This window comes from Ornithinibacillus californiensis (genome assembly GCF_001038485.1).
Taxonomy (GTDB): domain Bacteria; phylum Bacillota; class Bacilli; order Bacillales; family Amphibacillaceae; genus Ornithinibacillus; species Ornithinibacillus californiensis.
This window is the reverse complement of record NZ_LDUE01000048.1, coordinates 1-21,007: the sequence shown is the minus strand read 5'-3', so window position 1 is coordinate 21,007 and position 21,007 is coordinate 1. Positions and strand designations below refer to the sequence as shown.

Annotated in this window: 19 protein-coding genes and 1 pseudogene; all 20 read left to right on the top strand. The window is 36.0% G+C overall.

Annotated elements, in window-relative coordinates; translation table 11 throughout:
- The first annotated feature begins 11 nt into the window (after nucleotides 1-11).
- Nucleotides 12-1,265, top strand: coding sequence for an aspartate kinase (gene dapG / locus TE34_RS10805; protein WP_047984831.1), 1,254 nt, complete (start codon nucleotides 12-14; stop codon nucleotides 1,263-1,265).
- A gap of 6 nt (nucleotides 1,266-1,271) precedes the next feature.
- Nucleotides 1,272-2,144, top strand: coding sequence for a 4-hydroxy-tetrahydrodipicolinate synthase (gene dapA / locus TE34_RS10800; protein ID WP_047984830.1), 873 nt, complete (start codon nucleotides 1,272-1,274; stop codon nucleotides 2,142-2,144).
- Nucleotides 2,145-2,280: 136 nt separating this feature from the next.
- The gene (locus TE34_RS10795) at nucleotides 2,281-3,012 is read left to right on the top strand and encodes a ClpP family protease (RefSeq protein WP_047984829.1); all 732 of its coding nucleotides are present in this window, start codon (nucleotides 2,281-2,283) and stop codon (nucleotides 3,010-3,012) included.
- The gene (locus TE34_RS10790; RefSeq protein ID WP_047984828.1) at nucleotides 3,009-3,215 is read left to right on the top strand and encodes a YlzJ-like family protein; all 207 of its coding nucleotides are present in this window, start codon (nucleotides 3,009-3,011) and stop codon (nucleotides 3,213-3,215) included. The genes TE34_RS10795 and TE34_RS10790 overlap by 4 nt, the downstream gene beginning before the upstream one ends.
- A gap of 123 nt (nucleotides 3,216-3,338) precedes the next feature.
- On the top strand, nucleotides 3,339-5,606 hold the full coding sequence (locus TE34_RS10785) for an FtsK/SpoIIIE family DNA translocase (protein WP_047984827.1): 2,268 nt from the start codon (nucleotides 3,339-3,341) through the stop codon (nucleotides 5,604-5,606).
- A gap of 303 nt (nucleotides 5,607-5,909) precedes the next feature.
- Nucleotides 5,910-6,635: a GntR family transcriptional regulator gene (locus TE34_RS10780; RefSeq protein ID WP_047984826.1), complete on the top strand. Its 726-nt coding sequence runs from the start codon at nucleotides 5,910-5,912 to the stop codon at nucleotides 6,633-6,635.
- A gap of 105 nt (nucleotides 6,636-6,740) precedes the next feature.
- Nucleotides 6,741-7,847 carry a BMP family lipoprotein gene (locus TE34_RS10775; protein WP_047984825.1) on the top strand — a complete coding sequence of 369 codons (1,107 nt, stop codon included), beginning with the start codon at nucleotides 6,741-6,743 and terminating at the stop codon, nucleotides 7,845-7,847.
- 212 nt (nucleotides 7,848-8,059) lie between these two features.
- The gene (locus TE34_RS10770) at nucleotides 8,060-9,601 is read left to right on the top strand and encodes an ABC transporter ATP-binding protein (RefSeq protein WP_047984824.1); all 1,542 of its coding nucleotides are present in this window, start codon (nucleotides 8,060-8,062) and stop codon (nucleotides 9,599-9,601) included.
- A complete protein-coding gene (locus tag TE34_RS10765) occupies nucleotides 9,570-10,634 on the top strand; it encodes an ABC transporter permease (protein WP_047984823.1) in 1,065 nt (354 codons plus the stop codon). The genes TE34_RS10770 and TE34_RS10765 overlap by 32 nt, the downstream gene beginning before the upstream one ends.
- Nucleotides 10,635-11,588 (top strand): ABC transporter permease, encoded by a 954-nt coding sequence (locus TE34_RS10760; protein WP_047984822.1) that lies wholly within the window; start codon nucleotides 10,635-10,637, stop codon nucleotides 11,586-11,588. It begins immediately after the preceding gene.
- 158 nt (nucleotides 11,589-11,746) lie between these two features.
- Complete coding sequence (gene yfmF, locus TE34_RS10755) at nucleotides 11,747-13,039, top strand: EF-P 5-aminopentanol modification-associated protein YfmF (protein ID WP_047984821.1); 1,293 nt, start codon at nucleotides 11,747-11,749, stop codon at nucleotides 13,037-13,039.
- Nucleotides 13,032-14,315 carry an EF-P 5-aminopentanol modification-associated protein YfmH gene (yfmH, locus tag TE34_RS10750; protein ID WP_047984820.1) on the top strand — a complete coding sequence of 428 codons (1,284 nt, stop codon included), beginning with the start codon at nucleotides 13,032-13,034 and terminating at the stop codon, nucleotides 14,313-14,315. The genes yfmF and yfmH overlap by 8 nt, the downstream gene beginning before the upstream one ends.
- Before the next feature lie 9 nt (nucleotides 14,316-14,324).
- Nucleotides 14,325-15,041 (top strand): elongation factor P 5-aminopentanone reductase, encoded by a 717-nt coding sequence (gene ymfI, locus TE34_RS10745; protein WP_047984819.1) that lies wholly within the window; start codon nucleotides 14,325-14,327, stop codon nucleotides 15,039-15,041.
- 90 nt (nucleotides 15,042-15,131) lie between these two features.
- Nucleotides 15,132-15,389, top strand: coding sequence for a DUF3243 domain-containing protein (locus TE34_RS10740; RefSeq protein ID WP_047984818.1), 258 nt, complete (start codon nucleotides 15,132-15,134; stop codon nucleotides 15,387-15,389).
- A 245-nt stretch (nucleotides 15,390-15,634) separates the two neighbouring features.
- Nucleotides 15,635-16,426: a DUF3388 domain-containing protein gene (locus tag TE34_RS10735; protein ID WP_047984817.1), complete on the top strand. Its 792-nt coding sequence runs from the start codon at nucleotides 15,635-15,637 to the stop codon at nucleotides 16,424-16,426.
- A gap of 16 nt (nucleotides 16,427-16,442) precedes the next feature.
- Complete coding sequence (locus TE34_RS10730) at nucleotides 16,443-17,360, top strand: helix-turn-helix domain-containing protein (protein ID WP_047984816.1); 918 nt, start codon at nucleotides 16,443-16,445, stop codon at nucleotides 17,358-17,360.
- Nucleotides 17,361-17,432: 72 nt separating this feature from the next.
- Nucleotides 17,433-18,011: a CDP-diacylglycerol--glycerol-3-phosphate 3-phosphatidyltransferase gene (pgsA, locus tag TE34_RS10725; RefSeq protein WP_047984815.1), complete on the top strand. Its 579-nt coding sequence runs from the start codon at nucleotides 17,433-17,435 to the stop codon at nucleotides 18,009-18,011.
- Nucleotides 18,011-19,252 (top strand): competence/damage-inducible protein A, encoded by a 1,242-nt coding sequence (locus TE34_RS10720; protein ID WP_047984814.1) that lies wholly within the window; start codon nucleotides 18,011-18,013, stop codon nucleotides 19,250-19,252. The genes pgsA and TE34_RS10720 overlap by 1 nt, the downstream gene beginning before the upstream one ends.
- A 177-nt stretch (nucleotides 19,253-19,429) precedes the next feature.
- Nucleotides 19,430-20,467 carry a recombinase RecA gene (gene recA / locus TE34_RS10715; RefSeq protein WP_047984813.1) on the top strand — a complete coding sequence of 346 codons (1,038 nt, stop codon included), beginning with the start codon at nucleotides 19,430-19,432 and terminating at the stop codon, nucleotides 20,465-20,467.
- A 189-nt stretch (nucleotides 20,468-20,656) separates the two neighbouring features.
- Nucleotides 20,657-21,007, top strand: a pseudogene (locus TE34_RS10710) (IS4 family transposase); the annotation flags it as partial.

Here is a 21,007-nt window from a genome sequence, read left to right as displayed (position 1 = left end):
GTGTTTGAAACGTGCAGATATTAGTTCAAAAATTTGGTGGAACTTCTGTACAAAGTAAACAAACTAGACAACATGTTATAGAGCATATAGAGAACGCACTAATGAACCGTATTAAGCTTGTAGTTGTTGTATCTGCATTAGGTAGAAGTCCAGGAGCCTATGCAACCGATTCTCTTTTAGATTTAGTTGATTACCCAGAGCATTCTATTTCAAATCGTGAGCTAGATATGCTTATGGCTTGTGGTGAGATTATTTCCTCTGTAGTACTATCAAATGAATTAAAAAAGAAATCGATAAAATCAATTGCGCTAACAGGAGCGCAAGCAGGAATTTTGACGAATGCAGATTATAACCAAGCGAAAATAAAAGAAGTTAATCCAACTCGTATTTATCATGAATTAAAGACACATGACGTAGTTGTTGTAGCAGGATTCCAAGGCAAAAATGAAATCGGGGAACTAACAACTTTAGGTCGTGGAGGTAGTGATACAACAGCAGCTGCTTTGGGTGTAGCCTTAGACGCAGAACGAATTGAGATTTTTACAGATGTCAATGGGATTATGACTGCAGATCCGCGAGTTGTGAAAAATGCTCGTGCTCTAGATGTGGTAACATACCAAGAGATTTGCAACTTAGCCTATCAAGGAGCTAAAGTTATTCATCCAAGAGCAGTAGAAATTGCCATGCGTGGTAAAATTCCAATATTAGTTCGTTCCACTTACGAAAATCATGGAGGCACACTGGTAACCAATGCTGTTAATCAAAAAAATACTGTTGATGTCTCAGAACGTTTAGTAACTGGTATTGCCCATCTAGCGAATATTACCCAAATTAAAGTACAGACAAAAGAAAAAGAAGCTTACCGCTTACAATCAGAAGTGTTTAAGGCGATGGCAGATGCTGGTATATCCATTGATTTTATAAATATATCACCAACTGGAGTAATCTACACCGTTCCTAATGTGCAACATAAAAAAGCAATTAAAATTCTAAACGCTAAAGGTTATAAACCGACAGTCATCGAAGATTGCACAAAAGTATCTGTAGTAGGTGCTGGAATGACCGGTGTTCCGGGTGTAGCCTCCAAAATCGTTCAAGCGCTGACAAATCAAGGCATACAAATATTACAGTCGGCAGATAGTCATACGACAATATGGGTGTTAATCCCTGGTCAAGATGTATACAAGGCAGTAAATGCCTTACATGAAGAATTCAATTTAGCCAAAAAGTCGACAATTTTGCATGACTTTTTAATAGAAAGGTGAGTATATATGAATTTTGGTAAGGTTTTAACTGCGATGATTACTCCGTTTCATGAAAATGGGGAAATCAATTATGAAGAAACAACCAAGTTAGTAGACTATTTATTAGATCATGGAACAGAAGGAATAGTAGTTGCGGGAACAACAGGAGAATCGCCAACACTCACTACTCAAGAAAAGATAGATCTATTTTCACATGTTGTAAAAATTGTGGATAGCCGAGTACCAGTTATTGCTGGTACTGGCGGTAATAATACAAAAAGTTCCATTGAACTAACGAAAGAAGCGGAAAAATGTGGCGTTGATGCCGTTATGTTAGTTGCACCTTATTATAATAAACCTAGTCAACGTGGGCTTTATGAACATTTTAAGGCAATAGCTAGTGAAACTACTTTACCAGTGATGTTATACAACATTCCAGGTAGGTCTGTCGTGAAAATGTCAGCGGAAACGATAATTGAATTAAGTAAAATCAAAAATATTGTTTCGGTTAAAGAGGCTAGTGGTGATTTAGATCAGGCAGCAGAAATTATTGATAATACAAGTGATAACTTTACCGTTTATAGTGGTGATGATGGATTAACATTACCAATGCTAGCAATAGGCGGAGATGGCATTATTTCTGTTGCATCTCATGTTATTGGTAATGAAATGCAAGAAATGATTCAAGCGTTTGAACAAGGTGATGTTAAGCGATCCGCTTCTATTCATCGTAAACTTTTACCAGTAATGAATGGATTATTTGAAGCACCATCACCAACACCTGTTAAAGCTGCTTTAAAAATAAAAGGTATTCAAACAGGTGGTGTGCGTTTACCACTTGTTCCGCTAACGGAGGCAGAAGAGAACCGTGTTAGATCATTAATGGAGAGCTTAGTATAGAATAAGATAGTAGTGAATTAATAAATAATATTTGCTAAGGATTCCTTTCATGAGGAATCCTTTTTCTATAGGAATTTATTTAGTTGTTTACGTTCATACTACTTTTATAGTGAATTTTGAAAGGAGTGTTCCGTTGATGGAAAAAGACACAGAGAAAAAAGAAGGACAAGAGGAACAAGCAGGTCCATCTTCCTTAGTACAAAAGATCCAAGCATTGGGGCAAACCAACGTTCCCCAGGCACCAGATTCAAATATCCATGTCTTATCAATAATTGGTCAGGTTGAGGGTCATATCCAATTACCACCTCAAAATAAAACAACAAAATATGAACATTTACTACCGCAATTGATAGCAATTGAACAAAACCCTAAGATAGAAGGCGTAGTTATTCTACTAAACACCGTTGGAGGAGACGTTGAAGCAGGCCTTGCTTTATCAGAAATGATTGCTTCCTTATCCAAGCCAACGGTTTCGATTGTCCTTGGCGGGGGCCATTCCATTGGAGTTCCTATTGCCGTGTCTACTGATTATTCTTTTATAGTACCTACAGCTACAATGACCATACACCCAGTCCGGTTAACAGGGCTTGTCATAGGCGTTCCACAGACATTCGAGTACCTAGATAAGATGCAAGAAAGAGTAATTAACTTCGTAGTTAATCATTCCAATATTAAAGAAGAGAAATTTAAGGATCTAATGTTTGCAAAAGGTAATCTAACGCGAGACATTGGAACTAATGTTATCGGTACAGATGCAGTTGAGTATGGTTTGATTGATGGAGTTGGTGGTGTGAAAGATGCAATGTTGAAGATAAATGAGTTAATCAGTCAAATGAAAGGTAATCAAGATCAGGAGGTCATTCAATGATTTTATATACACCGCTTTCTGAATCAGACATCTTTCCAACTGCTGAAAATGTATATAGCAACCGGCAGTGTGTTACATATGAGGGAAGAACTTGTTTTGTAGAAAAGAATAGTAATGGAGAGTATCAAATAATCCAACTACTATCAACAGACCCGCAAGACTATTTAGATCAAAAGTATACTCCAGGTACAATTCTATCATAATTGGAATCGTTAAATTTGAATGTCTATGATATACTATATTTATTCAGCATGAAGATATACCCTTGCCTAAAATGTTGGCAGGGGTTTGTTTCATAACAGCAACGAAATGTAAGAGGTGAGAAAATGGCAAAGAAGAGAAAACGAAGAAAAAGAAAAACGTCTCTAAAAAAACAAGTTCAATTTGAACTCATAGGTTTATTATTTATATTTCTAGCAATCTTTGGTAGTGGTGCTAGTGCAATTAGCGATGGAGCGATACCTGGTGGCCTAGAGCATATTTTCCGCTTCTTTCTAGGAATATGGTATTTTACGGCATCATTATTTTTACTAGGTATTGGTTTATTTATTGTTATTAAAAGACGTTATCCCAATTTTTTACATAAAAAAATGATAGGTTTTTATATTATCTTGCTTGGAACTCTACTGTTTACACATATTCAAACCTATGTAAGCTTACTAGCTGTATCTAGTGATACCTCCATTCTAAAAGCGACATGGACAACCTTTTTTAACTATGTTGCTGACGATGCAACTGCCGGTCAAACGGGTGGAGGAATGATAGGTGCATTTCTATTCGCATTCTGTTACTATTTATTTTCATCTGTAGGTGCACAAATAGTTGCTGTCTTCTCCATTCTAATAGGAGTAATCTTCCTAACAGAGTTTTCACTAGGTGACTTTTTCACAAAACTAGTTGTTCAAAGTAAAGCACAAATCAAGAAAGTAATAGAGAAAGTTAAACCTAGTAAAACAAAGCGAAAAGATGCTGTTGATGATTTACTAGATGATAGTATTATTCCACCAGAACCAATGATTGAATCGAAAGCGGAAGAATTCCCAGATGTTACGTATGCTTTTGAGGAAGTCGAACCACAACCTAGCGATATAGTTCAACCGGTTAAACAGATGGTAGAAGATGATGGGGAAGATGATGTAGATGTTATGCCGATGACAGAAGCAGAAAATCCAGAATATATATTACCTTCACCTAATCTATTATCTGAGCCATCACTCAACTCTCAATCACATGACAAGTCTCAAATACAGTCAGTAGTGAGAAAACTAGAACGAACTTTTCATAGTTTTGGTGTAAAAGCTAGAGTAACAAAGGTTAATGTTGGTCCAGCTGTAACGAAGTATGAGGTTTATCCTGAAGCAGGCGTAAAAGTTAGCAAAATTGTTAGTTTACATGATGATCTAGCACTAGCACTAGCTGCAAAAGATATACGGATTGAAGCACCAATTCCTGGGAAATCAGCAGTTGGAATTGAAGTACCTAACCAAGAAATTTCTATGGTTTCACTTCGAGAAGTACTAGACAGCACAAACAATCAGGTTTCTAAATTACTAGTTGCCCTAGGGAAAGATATTTCTGGCGATGCCGTTCTTGCAGAGTTAAATAAAATGCCACATTTACTTATTGCTGGTGCTACAGGAAGTGGTAAGAGTGTATGTGTGAATGGTATTATAACAACAATTTTAATGCGTGCAAAACCACATGAAGTAAAAATGATGATGATTGACCCTAAGAAAGTAGAGCTAAATGTCTATAATGGAATCCCACACTTGTTGGCGCCCGTTGTTACAGATCCAAAAAAAGCATCTCGTGCTCTGAAGAAAGTAGTCTCTGAGATGGAACGAAGATACGAGTTGTTTTCAGATACCGGTACTAGAAATATAGAAGGATATAATGAATATGTTCGAAAATATAATCGAACAGTAGCTGATGCAGAGCATCAACCTAACCTACCATATATAGTAGTTATAGTCGATGAGTTAGCCGATTTAATGATGGTTGCCTCTAGTGATGTAGAAGATTCCATAACTAGGCTTGCACAAATGGCTAGGGCAGCTGGTATTCATTTAATTATTGCAACACAACGCCCATCTGTTGATGTTATTACTGGGGTTATTAAGGCTAATATACCATCTCGTATAGCATTTAGCGTATCTTCTTCTACAGATTCTCGTACAATCCTTGACTCTGGTGGTGCCGAAAAACTACTTGGACGTGGTGATATGTTATTTCTTCCAGTTGGTTCTTCTAAACCAACTCGAGTACAAGGTGCATTCTTATCAGATGAAGAAGTAGAAAGAATTGTCGATCACTGTATTGAACAACAGAAAGCGAGTTACCAGGAAGAGATGATTCCGGATGATACGAATGATGTTGTTGAGGAAGTCGATGATGAGTTATATGATGATGCAGTTCAGCTCGTAACAGAAATGCAGAGCGCGAGTGTTTCAATGCTTCAACGAAGATTTCGGATTGGTTATACAAGAGCTGCAAGACTAATAGACGCGATGGAAGCAAGAGGTATTGTTGGACCTTATGAGGGGAGTAAGCCAAGAGCGGTGTTAGTTTCACAAGCAGAAGAAAAAACTTCCTAAATAGACAGGTTGTATAAAATAGGGGCTAAGTGACATCGTATAAAATAGTACGTGTTACTTAGCTTAATATTATTTATAAATTACCTTACTTTTACGACCCTTTAGAACATTGAAACCGCTTTAAACATCATTATGATGTATTTTTACCTAATAGTACATAATTAAATAAATAATGTTTGTATTTTTGATTAAAACTATTTATTTGTTTTGGAATTAATGATATATTATTCAAGGTATGGTTGTCAGTATTTGTCGGAAATTCGATAATAGAAGGGTTTATGAGCAAATACTAGGGGGGACCTTATGTCCATAAAATCTGATTCAAGGCATTTATATTTACAAGTAATTGACGTAATTAAACAAGATATTGAAAGCGGTAAATATAAAGCAAATGAAAAGCTGCCTTCTGAATTTGAACTATCTAAAAATTTAGGAGTATCAAGAGCTACATTGCGTGAGGCATTAAGAATATTAGAGGAAGATAATGTTGTTACAAGAAAACATGGTGTCGGTACTTTTGTAAACCAGAAACCTATTGTTTCCTCTGGGATTGAACAACTGACAAGTGTAACTTATATGATTGAGCAAGCGGGTAAAAAGCCTGGCTCTCAATATTTCTCAACCGAAATCATTGAACCAACTGAAGAAGAGCGATTGATGTTTGATTCTGAGAACTTAACACAACTAGTAAAATTAGAAAGAATTCGTACAGCAGATGGTGAACCAGTCGTATTCTGTATTGATAAGGTGCCAAAAGGGTTAATCCCGATTGAAGCAGCGCATACTGAAGACTCATTATTTAAATTAATGGAGAACCATGCAGGTAAACGAATTAGTTATGCGGTAACATATATTGAACCAGTTAGCTATCATGAAAAAATATTTGATGTATTAAATTGTGATTTTGATAAATCCCTATTATTACTTAAACAAATGCATTATACAGAAGACGATAGACCAATTTTATATTCATTAAATTATTTTCGTTCTGATGTATTTAGTTTCCATGTGTTTCGGAAACGGATATAAATGAACATTCCTTTTAGGGGGTGGTTTCAGTAATTAGATAGGACCTAGGACATAGTAGTAAACTAACAAATACTTAATTAAAATTTAATTTGGGGGTATTTATTCATGAAGAAGTTAAGCTTTTTACTTGTATTGATCCTTGGTTTAGGATTATTACTTGCTGCTTGTGGTGGCGGAGATGATAATGAAAACGAATCAGGTAATGAAAATAATGGTGATGATGCTACTAATGAAGAAACAGCTGATTTTAAAGTAGGTATGGTTACTGATATTGGTGGAGTAGATGATAAATCCTTCAACCAATCTGCTTGGGAAGGCTTAACTGCTTTTGGTGAGCAAAACAACTTATCTGAAGGTGAAGGTTTCCACTATCTTCAATCAAACGCTAGAGAAGATTATATTCCTAACTTAAACCGTATGGTTCGTGATGGTTTTAACCTAATTTACGGTATTGGTTTTGAACTTAAAGAAGATTTAACAACTGTTGCTGGACAAAATTCTGATGTGCATTTTGGTATAGTTGATGATGTAATTGATGCTCCAAACGTAGCGAGTATTACATTTAAAGAACACCAAGGTTCATTCCTTGTAGGTGTTGCAGCTGCACTTAAAACTAAAACTAACAAGTTAGGTTTTGTAGGTGGCGTTGACTCACCACTGATCAACAAATTCGAGGCAGGATTTATTGCAGGTGCTAAATCTGTAAACCCTGATATTGAAGTAGATGTACAGTATGCAGAGAGCTTTGCTGATGCAGCAAAAGGTAAACTAATTGCTGCTAACATGTATGATAATGGTATAGACGTAATCTACCACGCTTCTGGCGCAACTGGTAATGGTGTATTTAACCAAGCAAAAGATATCAAACAAAACGATCCAGAACGTGAAATTTGGGTGATTGGTGTTGACCGTGACCAACATGAAGAAGGTCAAGTTGGCGATCAAAACGTAACTTTAACTTCTATGATTAAACGTGTAGATGTTGCCGTACAAGAAGTTGCAACAATGGCGTTAAATGGGGAGTTCCCTGGTGGAGAACTATTAGAATTCGGGATTGAAGAAGAGGGTATTGCTTTCGCAACTACAAACGCTGATGCAATGACTGAAGAAATCGTTAACACAGTTAATGAATGGCAAGATAAAATTCTTAATGGGGATGTAACTGTTCCATCCACTCATGATGAATTAGAAGAATTTGAAGCTGGTCTATAAAAGTGTTACTACTAATATGAGGCTGTCCATTAGCTTTTCCCTCTAGTCATGACTAGAGGGGAAATATGGACAACCTCCATATTTTTCAATATTAAGATCCTCAAATGAAGAAGATGTATGACGTCTTTTTCATTTGATGATTTTATTATTATGAAATCACATAAATTAACTTAGATATAAGAAATGAATTTGTTTGATGAGGGGTGAGACTAGTGGAACACGTGATTGAAATGTTAAATATTCGGAAGGAATTCCCGGGTATAGTTGCAAACGATAACATTACAGTCCAGTTAAAAAAAGGAGAGATACATGCTCTTTTAGGTGAAAATGGTGCAGGTAAATCTACACTAATGAATGTCTTATTCGGGCTATATCAGCCAGAAGCTGGAGAAATTCGAGTAAATGGAGAAACAGTTAAAATTACAAATCCCAATGTCGCTAATGATTTAGGTATCGGGATGGTTCACCAACACTTTATGCTTGTAGAGCCATTCACAGTTACTCAAAATATCATTTTAGGTAATGAACCAAAGGGGAAATTGGGTAATATTAATATCAAAAAAGCAGAAAAAGAGATTCAAGAGATCTCTGATCGATATGGTCTGAAAGTAGATCCTTCTGCGAAAATCAGTGACATATCTGTGGGTATGCAACAACGTGTTGAAATTCTAAAAACACTTTACCGTGGTGCGGAAGTTCTTATTTTTGATGAACCAACAGCCGTATTAACCCCTCAAGAGATTAGTGAACTAATTGAAATTATGCGTTCTTTAGTTAAGGAAGGTAAATCAATTATTCTAATAACACACAAACTAAAAGAAATTATGGAGGTTTGTGATCGTTGTACAGTAATTCGTAAGGGTAAAGGTATTGGAACAGTTGAAGTAAAAGACACAAACCCTGATGAACTCGCTTCGCTTATGGTAGGTCGTGAAGTGAATTTTAAAACCGAGAAAAAGCCCGCAGATCCGAAAGAAGTCGTTCTTCATATTGAAGAATTGTATGTTCAAGATGCAAGAAAAATAGATTTAGTTAAAGGATTAAATCTAGATGTACGAGCTGGCGAGATTGTGGGTATCGCGGGGATTGATGGTAATGGTCAAACAGAATTGATAGAAGCAATTACCGGTCTTCGTAAATCACGTTCCGGAAAGATTCAATTAAAGGAAAAGAATATAACGAATCTAAAGCCAAGAAATGTCACTAAAAGTGGTTTAGGTCATATTCCTCAAGACAGACATAAATATGGTCTTGTACTCGATTATCCTATTGGAGCAAATATGGTATTGCAAACGTACTATCAAAAACCATATTCTAATGTATCGATATTAAATTATAAAGAAATCTACAATAAGGCTAACGAGTTAATTAAAGAGTATGATGTTCGTACTCCTAGTGAATATACACCTGCACGAGCGTTATCTGGTGGTAATCAGCAAAAAGCAATCATTGGTCGAGAAATTGATCGTTCACCTGATTTATTAATTGCTGCTCAACCAACACGCGGACTTGACGTTGGTGCTATTGAATTTATTCATAAAAAATTAATCGAAGAACGCGATAAAGGTAGAGCAATTCTTTTAGTATCATTTGAACTAGATGAAATCTTAGATGTCAGTGATCGCATTGCGGTTATGTTTGATGGGAAAATTGTTGCTAGTCGTAAGCCAGAGGAGACGAATGAACAAGAGTTGGGTCTATTAATGGCGGGTAGTACAACAAATGAGGCAGGTGATTCAAGTGACATCAAATAATCGTTTATTTGGTATCCTAGTCCCAATTATCTCTGTTCTACTAGGATTAATTGCTGGTGCCATAATTATGATGATCTCTGGTCATAACCCAATAGAAGGTTATGTTGCGTTATGGAATGGTGCATTTTATGATGCATTTACCATTGGGGAAACAGTTAGAAGGATTACTCCTTTAATATTAACAGGTTTAGCTATTGCCTTTGCCTTTCGCACGGGATTATTTAATATCGGTGCTGAAGGACAGGTTATTGTTGGTTGGCTAGCTGCTGTGTGGGTAGGTATAGCAATTGATGCACCTATGATTATTCACTTACCATTGGCTATTCTAGCCGGTGCTTTAGCTGGTGGGCTTTGGGGATTTATTCCTGGGTTACTAAAGGCTAAAATTGGTGTACATGAAGTAATTGTAACAATTATGATGAACTACATCGCTATGTATGTATCGAACCAAATTGTTCGATCTGTTCTTACAGATCATTCTACTTCGACTGAGCATATAGCTTCCACTGCATCTTTAGGGTCAGAATGGTTACAAGCTTTAACTTTTTATTCTCGTATGCACTATGGAATTTTAATTGCATTATTCGTAGCTGTACTAATGTGGTTTATTATTGATCGCACAACTATTGGTTATGAGCTAAAGTCTGTTGGATTTAATAAACATGCATCAAAATACGCAGGAATGAATGTTAGTAAAAATATTATTCTTTCCATGGTAATCTCAGGTGCCTTTGCTGGACTTGCTGGTGCAATGGAAGGTCTTGGAACGTATGGTAATGTTTCTGTTATCTCTGGTTTTACTAATTTAGGATTTGATGGTATTGCCGTTGCTTTGTTAGGTGCTAACAATCCATTAGGAGTTATTCTTGCTGCTATCCTTTTCGGAGTACTAAAAGAAGGTGCAGGAGAAATGCCTAGTGCTGGAGTCCCTACAGAGCTTGTAGATATTATTATCGCATTAATAATCTTCTTTGTTGCATCAAGCTATATTATCCGATGGGCTTTACTTCGCTTTAAAAAGGAGGGGAAATAAATGCTTGATATTTTAGATTCTATTGTACCTACGGTGTTGTTTTTCTCAGCGCCCCTCATTTTGACAGCTCTAGGTGGAGTGTTTAGTGAACGCTCCGGTGTTATTAACATCGGACTTGAAGGATTAATGGTTATTGGTGCGTTCGTTGGTATCGTGTTTAACCTTACGTTTGCAGATACTTTTGGTGACATGACACCTTGGATTTCTCTTATTGTTGCTACATTAGCAGGAGCACTATTTTCTGTAATCCACGCAGTTGCTTCTGTATCATTTTTTGCAGATCAGACAGTAAGTGGTGTTGCAATTAATATGTTAGCCCTTGGGGTTGGTGTTTATTTAACCAAAGTTTGGTATGGTAAAGGTCAAACAGATATGGTTGCCGAGCCATTTAATTCACAGACGATACCTATCCTATCAGATATTCCTATTATAGGACCTATCTTTTTTGAAGGAATTTATGTAACCTCCTATGTAGCAATTATCATTGCATTTATTGCTTGGTATGTTTTATATAAAACAGCATTCGGATTACGTTTGCGTGCAGTTGGGGAACATCCAATGGCTGCAGATACAAATGGAATAAATGTTACTAGAATGCGTTATATCGCTGTTATTTTATCTGGTGCATTAGGTGGATTGGGTGGTTCAGTATTTGCTTTAACCATCGTATCGAATTTCTCACATGCGACAATTGTTGGTCAAGGATTTATGGCACTAGCTGCCGTAATATTTGGTAAATGGCATCCACTTGGAGCCATGGGTGCAGCCTTATTCTTTGGATTTGCACAAAGTTTAAGTATTGTAAGTTCCGGAATACCTGTACTAGAGGATATTCCACAGGTGTACTTACTAATCGCTCCGTATGTATTAACCATTCTTGCACTAGCAGGGTTTATTGGACGTGCTGAGGCACCCAAAGCGAATGGTGTTCCGTATATCAAAGGAAGTAGATAGTACAAAAACTGACTTGAGTATTTACTCAAGTCAGTTTTTTTTGGTTGTTTTACTTACAAATGGTAAACTATGGATATGAATAAAACATTCATTGTTTATTGAAAAACGTACAAACTAGGTTTAGCTCGTTTTGAATGTATAAAATTGGAGGAAAGACTATGGTTATGATTCAGGAAGAAGTGAAACAACTACAAGGACTAAATCTACATCTAATACCGAATGAAAAGTTTAAAACAGTGAACATCGTTGTAAAATTCAAATCACCCTTAAATCGTGACACAATTACAAAAAGAGCACTGCTCCCATATGTATTACAACAAGGTCCTAAAGAATACCCAAGTCGAAAGGACTTACAAATTGCATTAGACAATCTCTATGGCGCAGTTTTATCTATTGACGGTGGAAAAAAAGGAAACCATCATATTCTAAGTTTTCGTCTTGAGGTAGCAAATGAAAAATTTATCCCTAATGAATCGAATATCATAAATGAGGCTGTTCGTTTATTAAATGAAGTCATTTTTCACCCTAATATTAGCAACAATTCCTTCCAGGAAGAAATCTTTAACCGTGAAAAAGAGACATTAAGACAAAAGATAAAATCCATAATAGATGACAAAATGAAATATGCTAATATGAGATTAATTGATGAAATGTGTGAAGGTGAGGTATACCAAACACATGTCAGTGGCTACGAAGAAGACTTAGATAATATTAGTGCTTCTGATTTATATGACTACTACACGACTCTCTTGAAAGAGGATCAAGTAGATGTTTATGTATTAGGTGATGTTTCAACAACTGAGATTGAAGAAACAATTGCGACTAATTTTAAACGAGAAACGATAGAAAATGAGAAGATAGTAGCTGAAAAAGAAAAGATAAAAAATCAAAAATCACCAAAAGAAGTCATTGATAAACAAAATGTACAGCAAGCAAAATTACACATCGGATATCGAACGAATGTTCAGTACCAAGATGAGAATTATCCCGCCCTACAAGTGTTTAATGGAATTTTAGGAGGATTTCCAAGTTCTAAGCTATTCATAAACGTTAGGGAGAAAAATAGCCTTGCTTATTACGCCTCTTCTAGATTAGAGAGTCATAAAGGACTTTTACTTGTATTCAGTGGAATTGCGCCTAAGGACTATGATAAAGCAAGAGATATCATGCAACAACAAATGACATCAATGAAAGATGGTCAAATTACGGAAGAAGAACTAAATGAAACGAAAGAATTAATTATCAATCAATTATTAGAAACTTTAGATCATCCACAAGGTATTATTGAAATGCTTTATCAGCAGGTTATTGCTCAAGCTAATTTATCTCCAGATCAACTGATAGAGAAAATTAAGAACGTTAAGCTTGAGGAAGTAATTGAAGTTGGTAAGCAAATTGAAGAAGATACCATCTATTTACTTACTAGTGAAGGGGGTTCATCAAATGACTAAAAATGAATACACCCATATTGAAGAGACCCTATACCAAGAGAAGCTAGACAATGGGTTAACAGTATTCTTGCTACCAAGACCACAAATGTCAAAAACATATGCTATTTTCTCGACAAACTATGGATCGATTGATCGTACCTTTGTTCCTATAGGTAAATCTGAGAAAATTACTGTTCCAGACGGAATTGCCCACTTTTTAGAGCATAAATTATTTGAAAAGAAAGATCGAGATGTGTTTGCTGATTTTGGTAAGCAAGGTGCATCAGCAAATGCGTATACTTCTTTTACTAAAACAGCATATTTGTTCTCTGCAACGGCTAATATTGAAGAAAATGTAAAAACATTGCTCGATTTTGTCCAAGATCCATATTTTTCAGAAGAATCGGTTGAAAAGGAAAAAGGGATTATTGGCCAGGAAATCAAAATGTACGATGATCAACCAGATTGGCAATCATTTATGGGAACATTAAAAACCTTATTTAAGAAAACGCCTGTAAATATTGATATAGCTGGAACAATTGACTCGATTAGTGAAATTACAAAGGATGATTTGTATACATGTTATCATACGTTTTATCATCCGGAAAATATGACCTTTTTTATCGCAGGTAACTTTGATCCGAATAAAATGTTGAGCCTTATTAAGGCAAATCAAAGTGCTAAAACATTTGAGAAATTGGAAGAAATCCAACGTGATTATCCTGAAGAACCATCTGAAGTTGCTAAACAAGAAGATAAGATCGTTATGCCTGTATCTGTAGCAAAGTGTACTGTAGGAATTAAAGAATCCACCCAGGAATTGGAAGGCGAGAAATTTGTCAAAAAGGATTTACTTCAGGATATGATTCTCACTTTTTATTTCTCTAAAAGTGGTCAATTCTATGAAGAGTTATACCGTGAGAAAATGATCGATTCTAGTTTTTATTTTGAAACCAATTTAGAAAAGAATTTCGGCTACTCAATACTTGGGGGTAACTCAGATAATCCAGACCAATTCGTTGAAAAAATTAAGAGCCTTCTATTATCGACGAACACGCTTGAAATTTCTGAAGAGGAATTTGATCGTATGAAGCGGAAAAAAATAGGACAACTACTACGTTCAATGAATTCACTAGAAAACATTGCAAGTAAATATATTCATTATCATACAGTTGGAGTTGATTTCTTTGAATTAATTCCAGTAATACAAAGTTTGACAGTTAAGGATGCCAACGAGTTCTTGAAAGAATGGATTTCAGAGGATCGATTAGCTGTTTGTAAGGTCGTTGCAGAATAAGGAGTTATTATGGGGACAAATGTTTTAATTATCGGAGCAAGTGGAGATATAGGTAAACAGATTGCAATTCAATTGGGTCATGAAGGTTATTCTTTAATCCTTCATTATTATCAAAACAAAACGGCCATAGAGGCTATCCAAAGAGAGCTCCCTCGTGAAGGCATACTAGACACCATCAAAGCAGATTTAACTAATCAAGCAGGCATCAACAGATTATTGGCAGGTGTTGCCTATCCCGTCGATTCCATTGTTTTTGCGAGTGGTATTGCATATTATGGTTTATTTCAAGAAACACCAGAGCAAATTATGGAAGAAATGCTGTCGATCCATGTAAAAGCTCCTTTGTTAATTTCGAAAGAGGCTTTACCTTCTATGATTAAGAAAAAATCAGGTAATATAATCTTAATTTCCTCTGTTTGGGGTGAAATAGGGGCAAGTTATGAAGTACTTTATTCAGCTGTTAAGGGTTCACAAATCTCTTTTGTGAAGGCATTAGCAAAGGAAGTTGGGCCAAGTGGAATACGGGTAAATGCGGTTAGTCCTGGTTTTATTGATACAAAAATGAACCCGTTAAGTTCTGATGAGAAAGAACAAATAGTAAGTGAAATTCCTCTTAATCGTCCCGGTACGCCGCAAGATGTTGCTAATGTAGTTAGCTTTTTGTTAAGTGAAAAAGCTGGATATATCCATGGTGAAGTGCTAAGGGTCACCGGTGGTTGGGTGTGATAAAATATTTTTTGTCCTTTCTGTGAAACGTGTATAATCGTTTAATTAAATCAAATACTATGCATGTATCATGAGAAGGAGGAATGAAAAATGTCTGTACTCGACAATTTTGACTCATGGAAGCAATTCTTAGCGAATAGATTAGAACAAGCACAATCACAGGGAATGTCGCAAGATACTATTTCTCAAGTTGCCTATGAGGTTGGAGATTACCTTGCCAAAAGTGTCGATGCGAAAAACTCCGAAGAAGCAGTACTTCGTGAGCTTTGGAATGCTGCATCCAAAGAAGAACAGCACGCAATCGCCAACTCAATGGTGAAATTAGTACAAAACGAAGCTAATAATTAATTAAGAAAAAACCACTTATAAAAGAAGCTGCGCTTGAATCGTAGCTTCTTTTATGTTCAATAAAGGAAATTTAGGAATTATTTTCATTAATATCTTTAAACAATAGTAAAAATCATATATTATAAAGGTATAGGAACTTTTTGGTACTAGGAAAGTAAAAATAGCTTTCCGCAGACATAAAAAACTAACGAATTCGTTCAAGAATGCGAGTTTTTCTAAGTTATATTGGCAAAGGAGAGTTTAGGGTGGCAAAAACAGAATGGTACTTAGAATATGAAATTCAAATTAATCGCCCTGGCTTATTAGGTGAGATATCTTCTTTGCTAGGTATGCTTTCTATTAATATTGTAACCATAAATGGCGTTGAAAATGGTCGAAGAGGTATGTTGTTACTCTCTGATAACAATGAACAAATTACTCGACTAAAATTGATTTTACACACTATGGATACTATTCAAGTGACAAAGCTTCGTAAATCAAAATTACGCGACCGGCTAGCAGTAAGACACGGTAAGTACATCCACCGAGACGCTGACGATAGAAAAACAGTTCGTTTTGTTCGTGATGAATTAGGGATACTAGTTGATTTTATGGCAGAATTATATAAACAAGATGGACATAAGTTAGTTGGAATTAGAGGTATGCCTAGAGTAGGGAAAACGGAATCGATTGTAGCAGCCAGTGTATGTGCAAATAAACGATGGTTATTTGTATCAAGCACTTTAATAAAACAAACAGTGAGAAATGAACTAATTGCTGGTGAGTACAGTAGTGACAATATATTTATTATTGATGGAATCGTTTCTAAACGAAAAGCAAGCGAGAAACATTGGCAATTAATTCGAGAAATCATGCAGCTTCCTGCGATTAAAGTTGTAGAACACCCGGATATATTTGTTCAATCTACAGAGTATAATATTGACGACTTTGACTATATTATAGAACTACGGAGTGAAGAGGACGAAGAGATTACATATGAAGTAGTAGAAGAAGCACAATTTAACCAAGGAAACGGCTTTTCAATGTTCGATTATTAAATGGATGGTGTTATGTATGGGAATAGGTGCAAGATTAAAGGAAGCAAGAGTTGCAAAGGATATATCACTCGATACATTACAAGATACAACTAAGATTCAGAAGCGATATCTTGTAGCGATTGAGGAAGAAAATTTCTCGATTTTGCCTGGCAAATTTTATGCTAAAGCTTTTATCAAGGAATATGCTATTGCTGTTGGGTTGGACCCTAATCAGCTTATGGAGGAATATAAACAGGATATTCCATCCCCTGAGGAGGATACTACCACTCAATACACAAGAATTCATCGATCCAGAAAAGATAATATGCCAACCAAAAGTAGTGCAATTTTTTCATTTATTCCTACATTAATTGTTGTTATCCTAATTATTGGGATTATCTTTTTAGCCTGGTGGTTCATTACCAAGTCAAATGAGCCAGATGGAGAATCGCCAACGACTGAGCAAAATGAGGAAGAGTTCTTCAGACCAGACAACCAAAACTCTGCTTCTGGTGATGAAGAAGAAAATGCTGAAGAACAGGAAGTAGATGATGAAACAGAAGAACCTACTGATGATGCGGAAGAGGAAGACGTTACTGAGGAGGAACCTAAACTCGGTATCACTGTATTGGAGAAGGGGACTGTCGCATCTCCAACATCAGAATTAGAATTAACCAATGTTGGGGAGCAGTTAATTCTAGATTTCGGATCTACAGGACAGGATGTATGGATTGGTATTTATGATATAAATGGACAGTCTATTTTCAGCGGAACGGTTACTCAAGACAAACCTGTCACAGTTGACGTTACTGGACAAAAGAGAATTCAATTAAATCTTGGATATACCCCTAGTCTGACTATGACGATTAATGACGTACAATTAGAGTTTCCTATTGACCCTAACGAAAGAGACCAGCAATATATCTGGTTAAATGTTGCTGAAGCAAATGAATAAGGATAAAACCCTTCTGAAAGCTTTTTGCTAAGAAGGGTTTTGTACCTTTATATGTAGGAGGAATTAATTATAATGAATATACCAAACAGAATTACATTATCAAGAATATTACTAATCCCTATTTTTATTATTATAATGAGCATCCCTTTTAATTGGGGAGAATGGAATATTGGTGATAGTACTTTACCAATTTCTCACTTCGTTGCAGCATTACTCTTTATAGTTGCATCTGCAACAGATTGGATTGATGGTCATTACGCAAGAAAACATAACTTAGTTACTAACTTAGGTAAGTTTTTAGATCCTTTAGCAGATAAATTATTAGTTTCAGCAGCTTTGATTTTGTTAGTTGAAATTGGTGCTGCTCCTGCATGGGTAGTTATTGTCATAATTAGTAGAGAATTTGCAGTTACAGGATTGCGTTTAGTGGCAGCGGGAGAAGGAATTGTTCTCGCAGCTGGTAAAATGGGTAAGTTAAAAACTGCCACACAAATGACTGCTATTGCTGTATTGTTACTACATAATTTCCCGTTCTCTTTTATTAGCTTCCCATTTGGTACAATCATGCTTTATATTGCTTTATTCTTCACTGTTCTGTCAGGATACGACTATTTCGTTAAAAACTGGCATGTGATGAGGGATTCTAAATAATGGGACGGAACGCTGAGATTATTGCTGTTGGTACAGAGCTTTTGTTAGGTCAAATTGCTAATACAAATGCTAAGTGGATATCCGAGCAGCTTGCTCTCCATGGAATTAATGTATATTATCACGGTGTCGTTGGAGACAACTTAACGAGGGTTAAAGATATGTTTGATAATGCTGGAGAACGTTCAGATGTCGTAATTATAACAGGTGGTCTTGGTCCTACTGACGACGATTTAACTCGAGAGGCCTTTCAATTATTAAGTGGACTTAACATGGAAGAACATAAGCTTTCAATGGATAATATTGAGGCGTTTTTTGCAAAGCATAAATCAACTATGACACCAAATAATAGAAAGCAGGCTCGTGTATTTGAGGGTGCCCATATAATAACTAATAAGGTAGGAATGGCACCTGGTATGATTCTTCATTATAACGACACAACTTGGGTGTTTCTCCCTGGTGTCCCTCGTGAGATGAAACCTATGGTCGTGGAAGAAGTACTACCATTTCTGAGTCGTGAACAATATCAAAATACGATTATTAAATCTTATGTCCTTCGTTTTATTGGAATTGGAGAATCTAAGCTTGAACATGAGCTAAAAGAATTAATAGACCAACAAAATAACCCTACTATTGCTCCATTAGCACAAAATGATGGGGTTGTGATTCGTTTAACTGCTAAAGCTGCTACTGAAGGTGACGTGATTCAGTTACTTGAACAGACAAAGGCACAAGTATTAGCGAAGGTTGGCGATTATTATTTTGGTATGAATGATGAAACGCTTGAAAGTAGTCTGTTGAAACGGTTACTGGAGAAAAATCACCAAATTACCTCTGCGGAAAGCCTTACAGGTGGTAAGTTTATTGAAAAAATCATTTCATCTCCTGGTGCTTCCAGAGTGTGTAAGGGCTCTGTAGTATGCTACGATCAATCGGTTAAACGAAACGTTTTAAATATTCCAGATGAACTTCTAATAAACCATGGAACTGTGAGTGAAGAATGTGCATTGGCAATGTCTAAAAATGTTGCTGAATTGTTAAATTCTTCTATTGGAATAAGTTTCACAGGAATTGCAGGACCAGACCCGGTGGAGGGAAAACCTGTTGGAACGGTTTATATCTCCATTTATATGAAGGATGGAAAACATTTTGTCGAAAAGTATGAATTCATGGGAAATCGAGATGGTATTCGTCATCGGGCTGTTATAAAAGGTTTTGAAATTTTATTAAATCTATTAAAATGAGATTTTTAATAGGGAAGAGATATACAAAAATCGATTATAGGGGGATTTATTACTTCTATAATCGATTTTTATTAGAAAAATCCATCTGAAAATAGGGGAACATTTATTCGTTTTTTACTTGGCAAAATGATAAAAACAATGTATGATAGATATAGTTAATCTAAGGAGGTAGTTTCGTTGAGTGATAGAAAACAAGCCCTAGACATGGCTTTAAAACAAATAGAAAAGCAGTTCGGAAAAGGTTCTATTATGAAATTAGGAGAACAAGAAGGCCAGAAACTAGCAACCACTTCTAGTGGTTCATTGGCACTAGATATTGCATTAGGTATCGGTGGTTATCCTAAAGGAAGAATTATCGAAATTTATGGCCCTGAATCTTCAGGTAAAACAACGGTTGCACTTCATGCGATTGCTGAAGCACAAAAAGGTGGAGGCCAAGCTGCATTTATTGATGCGGAACATGCACTTGATCCAACTTATGCAAGGGCATTAGGTGTTAATATTGATGAATTATTACTATCTCAACCGGATACTGGTGAACAAGCACTTGAAATTGCAGAAGCTCTAGTACGTAGTGGTGCTGTCGATATCTTAGTAATTGACTCAGTAGCCGCTCTAGTTCCGAAGGCTGAAATTGAGGGTGAAATGGGAGACTCACATATGGGTCTACAAGCAAGATTGATGTCACAGGCTCTTAGAAAGCTATCTGGTGCAATCAATAAATCAAAAACAACAGCAATCTTTATTAACCAAGTTCGTGAAAAAATTGGTGTCATGTTTGGTAATCCTGAAACTACACCAGGTGGGCGCGCATTAAAATTCTATTCATCCGTTAGACTTGAAGTACGTCGTGCTGAAACACTAAAACAGGGTAATGATATGATTGGTAATAGAGCAAAAATTAAAGTCGTGAAAAATAAAGTAGCACCACCATTTAAAACGGCTGAAGTAGACATTATGTATGGGGAAGGTATCTCCATTGAAGGTGAAATACTAGATATTGGTTCTGACCTTGATATCGTTCAGAAGAGTGGAGCATGGTATGCTTATCAGGGCGAAAGATTAGGACAAGGTAGAGAAAATGCTAAAGTTTTCTTAAAAGAAAACAAAGACATTATGGATGAAGTCCATCAGGCAATCCGTGATCATTATCAATTAGATGGTGAAGTAGAAGTAGTAGAAGAAGATGGAACACAAGAAACACTTGACGTTTAATATTATGTAACGTTAGAGGGGTCTGTCCCCCAATGTCATCAAGCTAAGATGACAAAATATGTAAATGAATTAAAAAAGACAAAAAATAACCAAAATATGCCAAAAAGCACTTGACTTTTTAAAATCACCACAATAATCGATTTGAATACCGATTTTTTAGGTATATCAACGATGAAGTGGTGATTTTTTATGGGGAAAAGTATGTTTTTAGAGGCTATTGAGGTAACTCGGAACGTCATTCATGACTATATTTTTAAGTGTGAATCACGATCCAAACCAACCTATTTTACCCGTGAAGGGCAAAACAAGTTGAGTTTTACAAGCACATTGTTATTTATGCTTAATTTTGTAAAGAAGAGCATTCAGATTGAACTGGATGACTTCTTTAAAATTCTTAATAAAAAGGAGGTAACAGTAAGTAAACAGGCCTTTTGTGAGGCGAGGAAGAAGGTTAAACCAGAGGCTTTTATATTTTTATTAGATACTATTGTGGACTGGTACTACAAAAGAAATTCCTACAATACCTTCATGGGGTTTCGG

Coding starts and splice junctions, on each gene's coding strand:
- TE34_RS10795 (WP_047984829.1), top strand. CDS start 2,281: ATGGAAAAAGACACAGAGAAAAAAGAAGGACAAGAGGAACAAGCAGGT.
- TE34_RS10785 (WP_047984827.1), top strand. CDS start 3,339: ATGGCAAAGAAGAGAAAACGAAGAAAAAGAAAAACGTCTCTAAAAAAA.
- TE34_RS10720 (WP_047984814.1), top strand. CDS start 18,011: ATGGGACGGAACGCTGAGATTATTGCTGTTGGTACAGAGCTTTTGTTA.
- TE34_RS10790 (WP_047984828.1), top strand. CDS start 3,009: ATGATTTTATATACACCGCTTTCTGAATCAGACATCTTTCCAACTGCT.
- TE34_RS10740 (WP_047984818.1), top strand. CDS start 15,132: ATGTCTGTACTCGACAATTTTGACTCATGGAAGCAATTCTTAGCGAAT.
- TE34_RS10760 (WP_047984822.1), top strand. CDS start 10,635: ATGCTTGATATTTTAGATTCTATTGTACCTACGGTGTTGTTTTTCTCA.
- TE34_RS10765 (WP_047984823.1), top strand. CDS start 9,570: ATGAGGCAGGTGATTCAAGTGACATCAAATAATCGTTTATTTGGTATC.
- dapA (WP_047984830.1), top strand. CDS start 1,272: ATGAATTTTGGTAAGGTTTTAACTGCGATGATTACTCCGTTTCATGAA.
- yfmF (WP_047984821.1), top strand. CDS start 11,747: ATGGTTATGATTCAGGAAGAAGTGAAACAACTACAAGGACTAAATCTA.
- ymfI (WP_047984819.1), top strand. CDS start 14,325: ATGGGGACAAATGTTTTAATTATCGGAGCAAGTGGAGATATAGGTAAA.
- yfmH (WP_047984820.1), top strand. CDS start 13,032: ATGACTAAAAATGAATACACCCATATTGAAGAGACCCTATACCAAGAG.
- TE34_RS10775 (WP_047984825.1), top strand. CDS start 6,741: ATGAAGAAGTTAAGCTTTTTACTTGTATTGATCCTTGGTTTAGGATTA.
- pgsA (WP_047984815.1), top strand. CDS start 17,433: ATGAATATACCAAACAGAATTACATTATCAAGAATATTACTAATCCCT.
- TE34_RS10730 (WP_047984816.1), top strand. CDS start 16,443: ATGGGAATAGGTGCAAGATTAAAGGAAGCAAGAGTTGCAAAGGATATA.
- TE34_RS10780 (WP_047984826.1), top strand. CDS start 5,910: ATGTCCATAAAATCTGATTCAAGGCATTTATATTTACAAGTAATTGAC.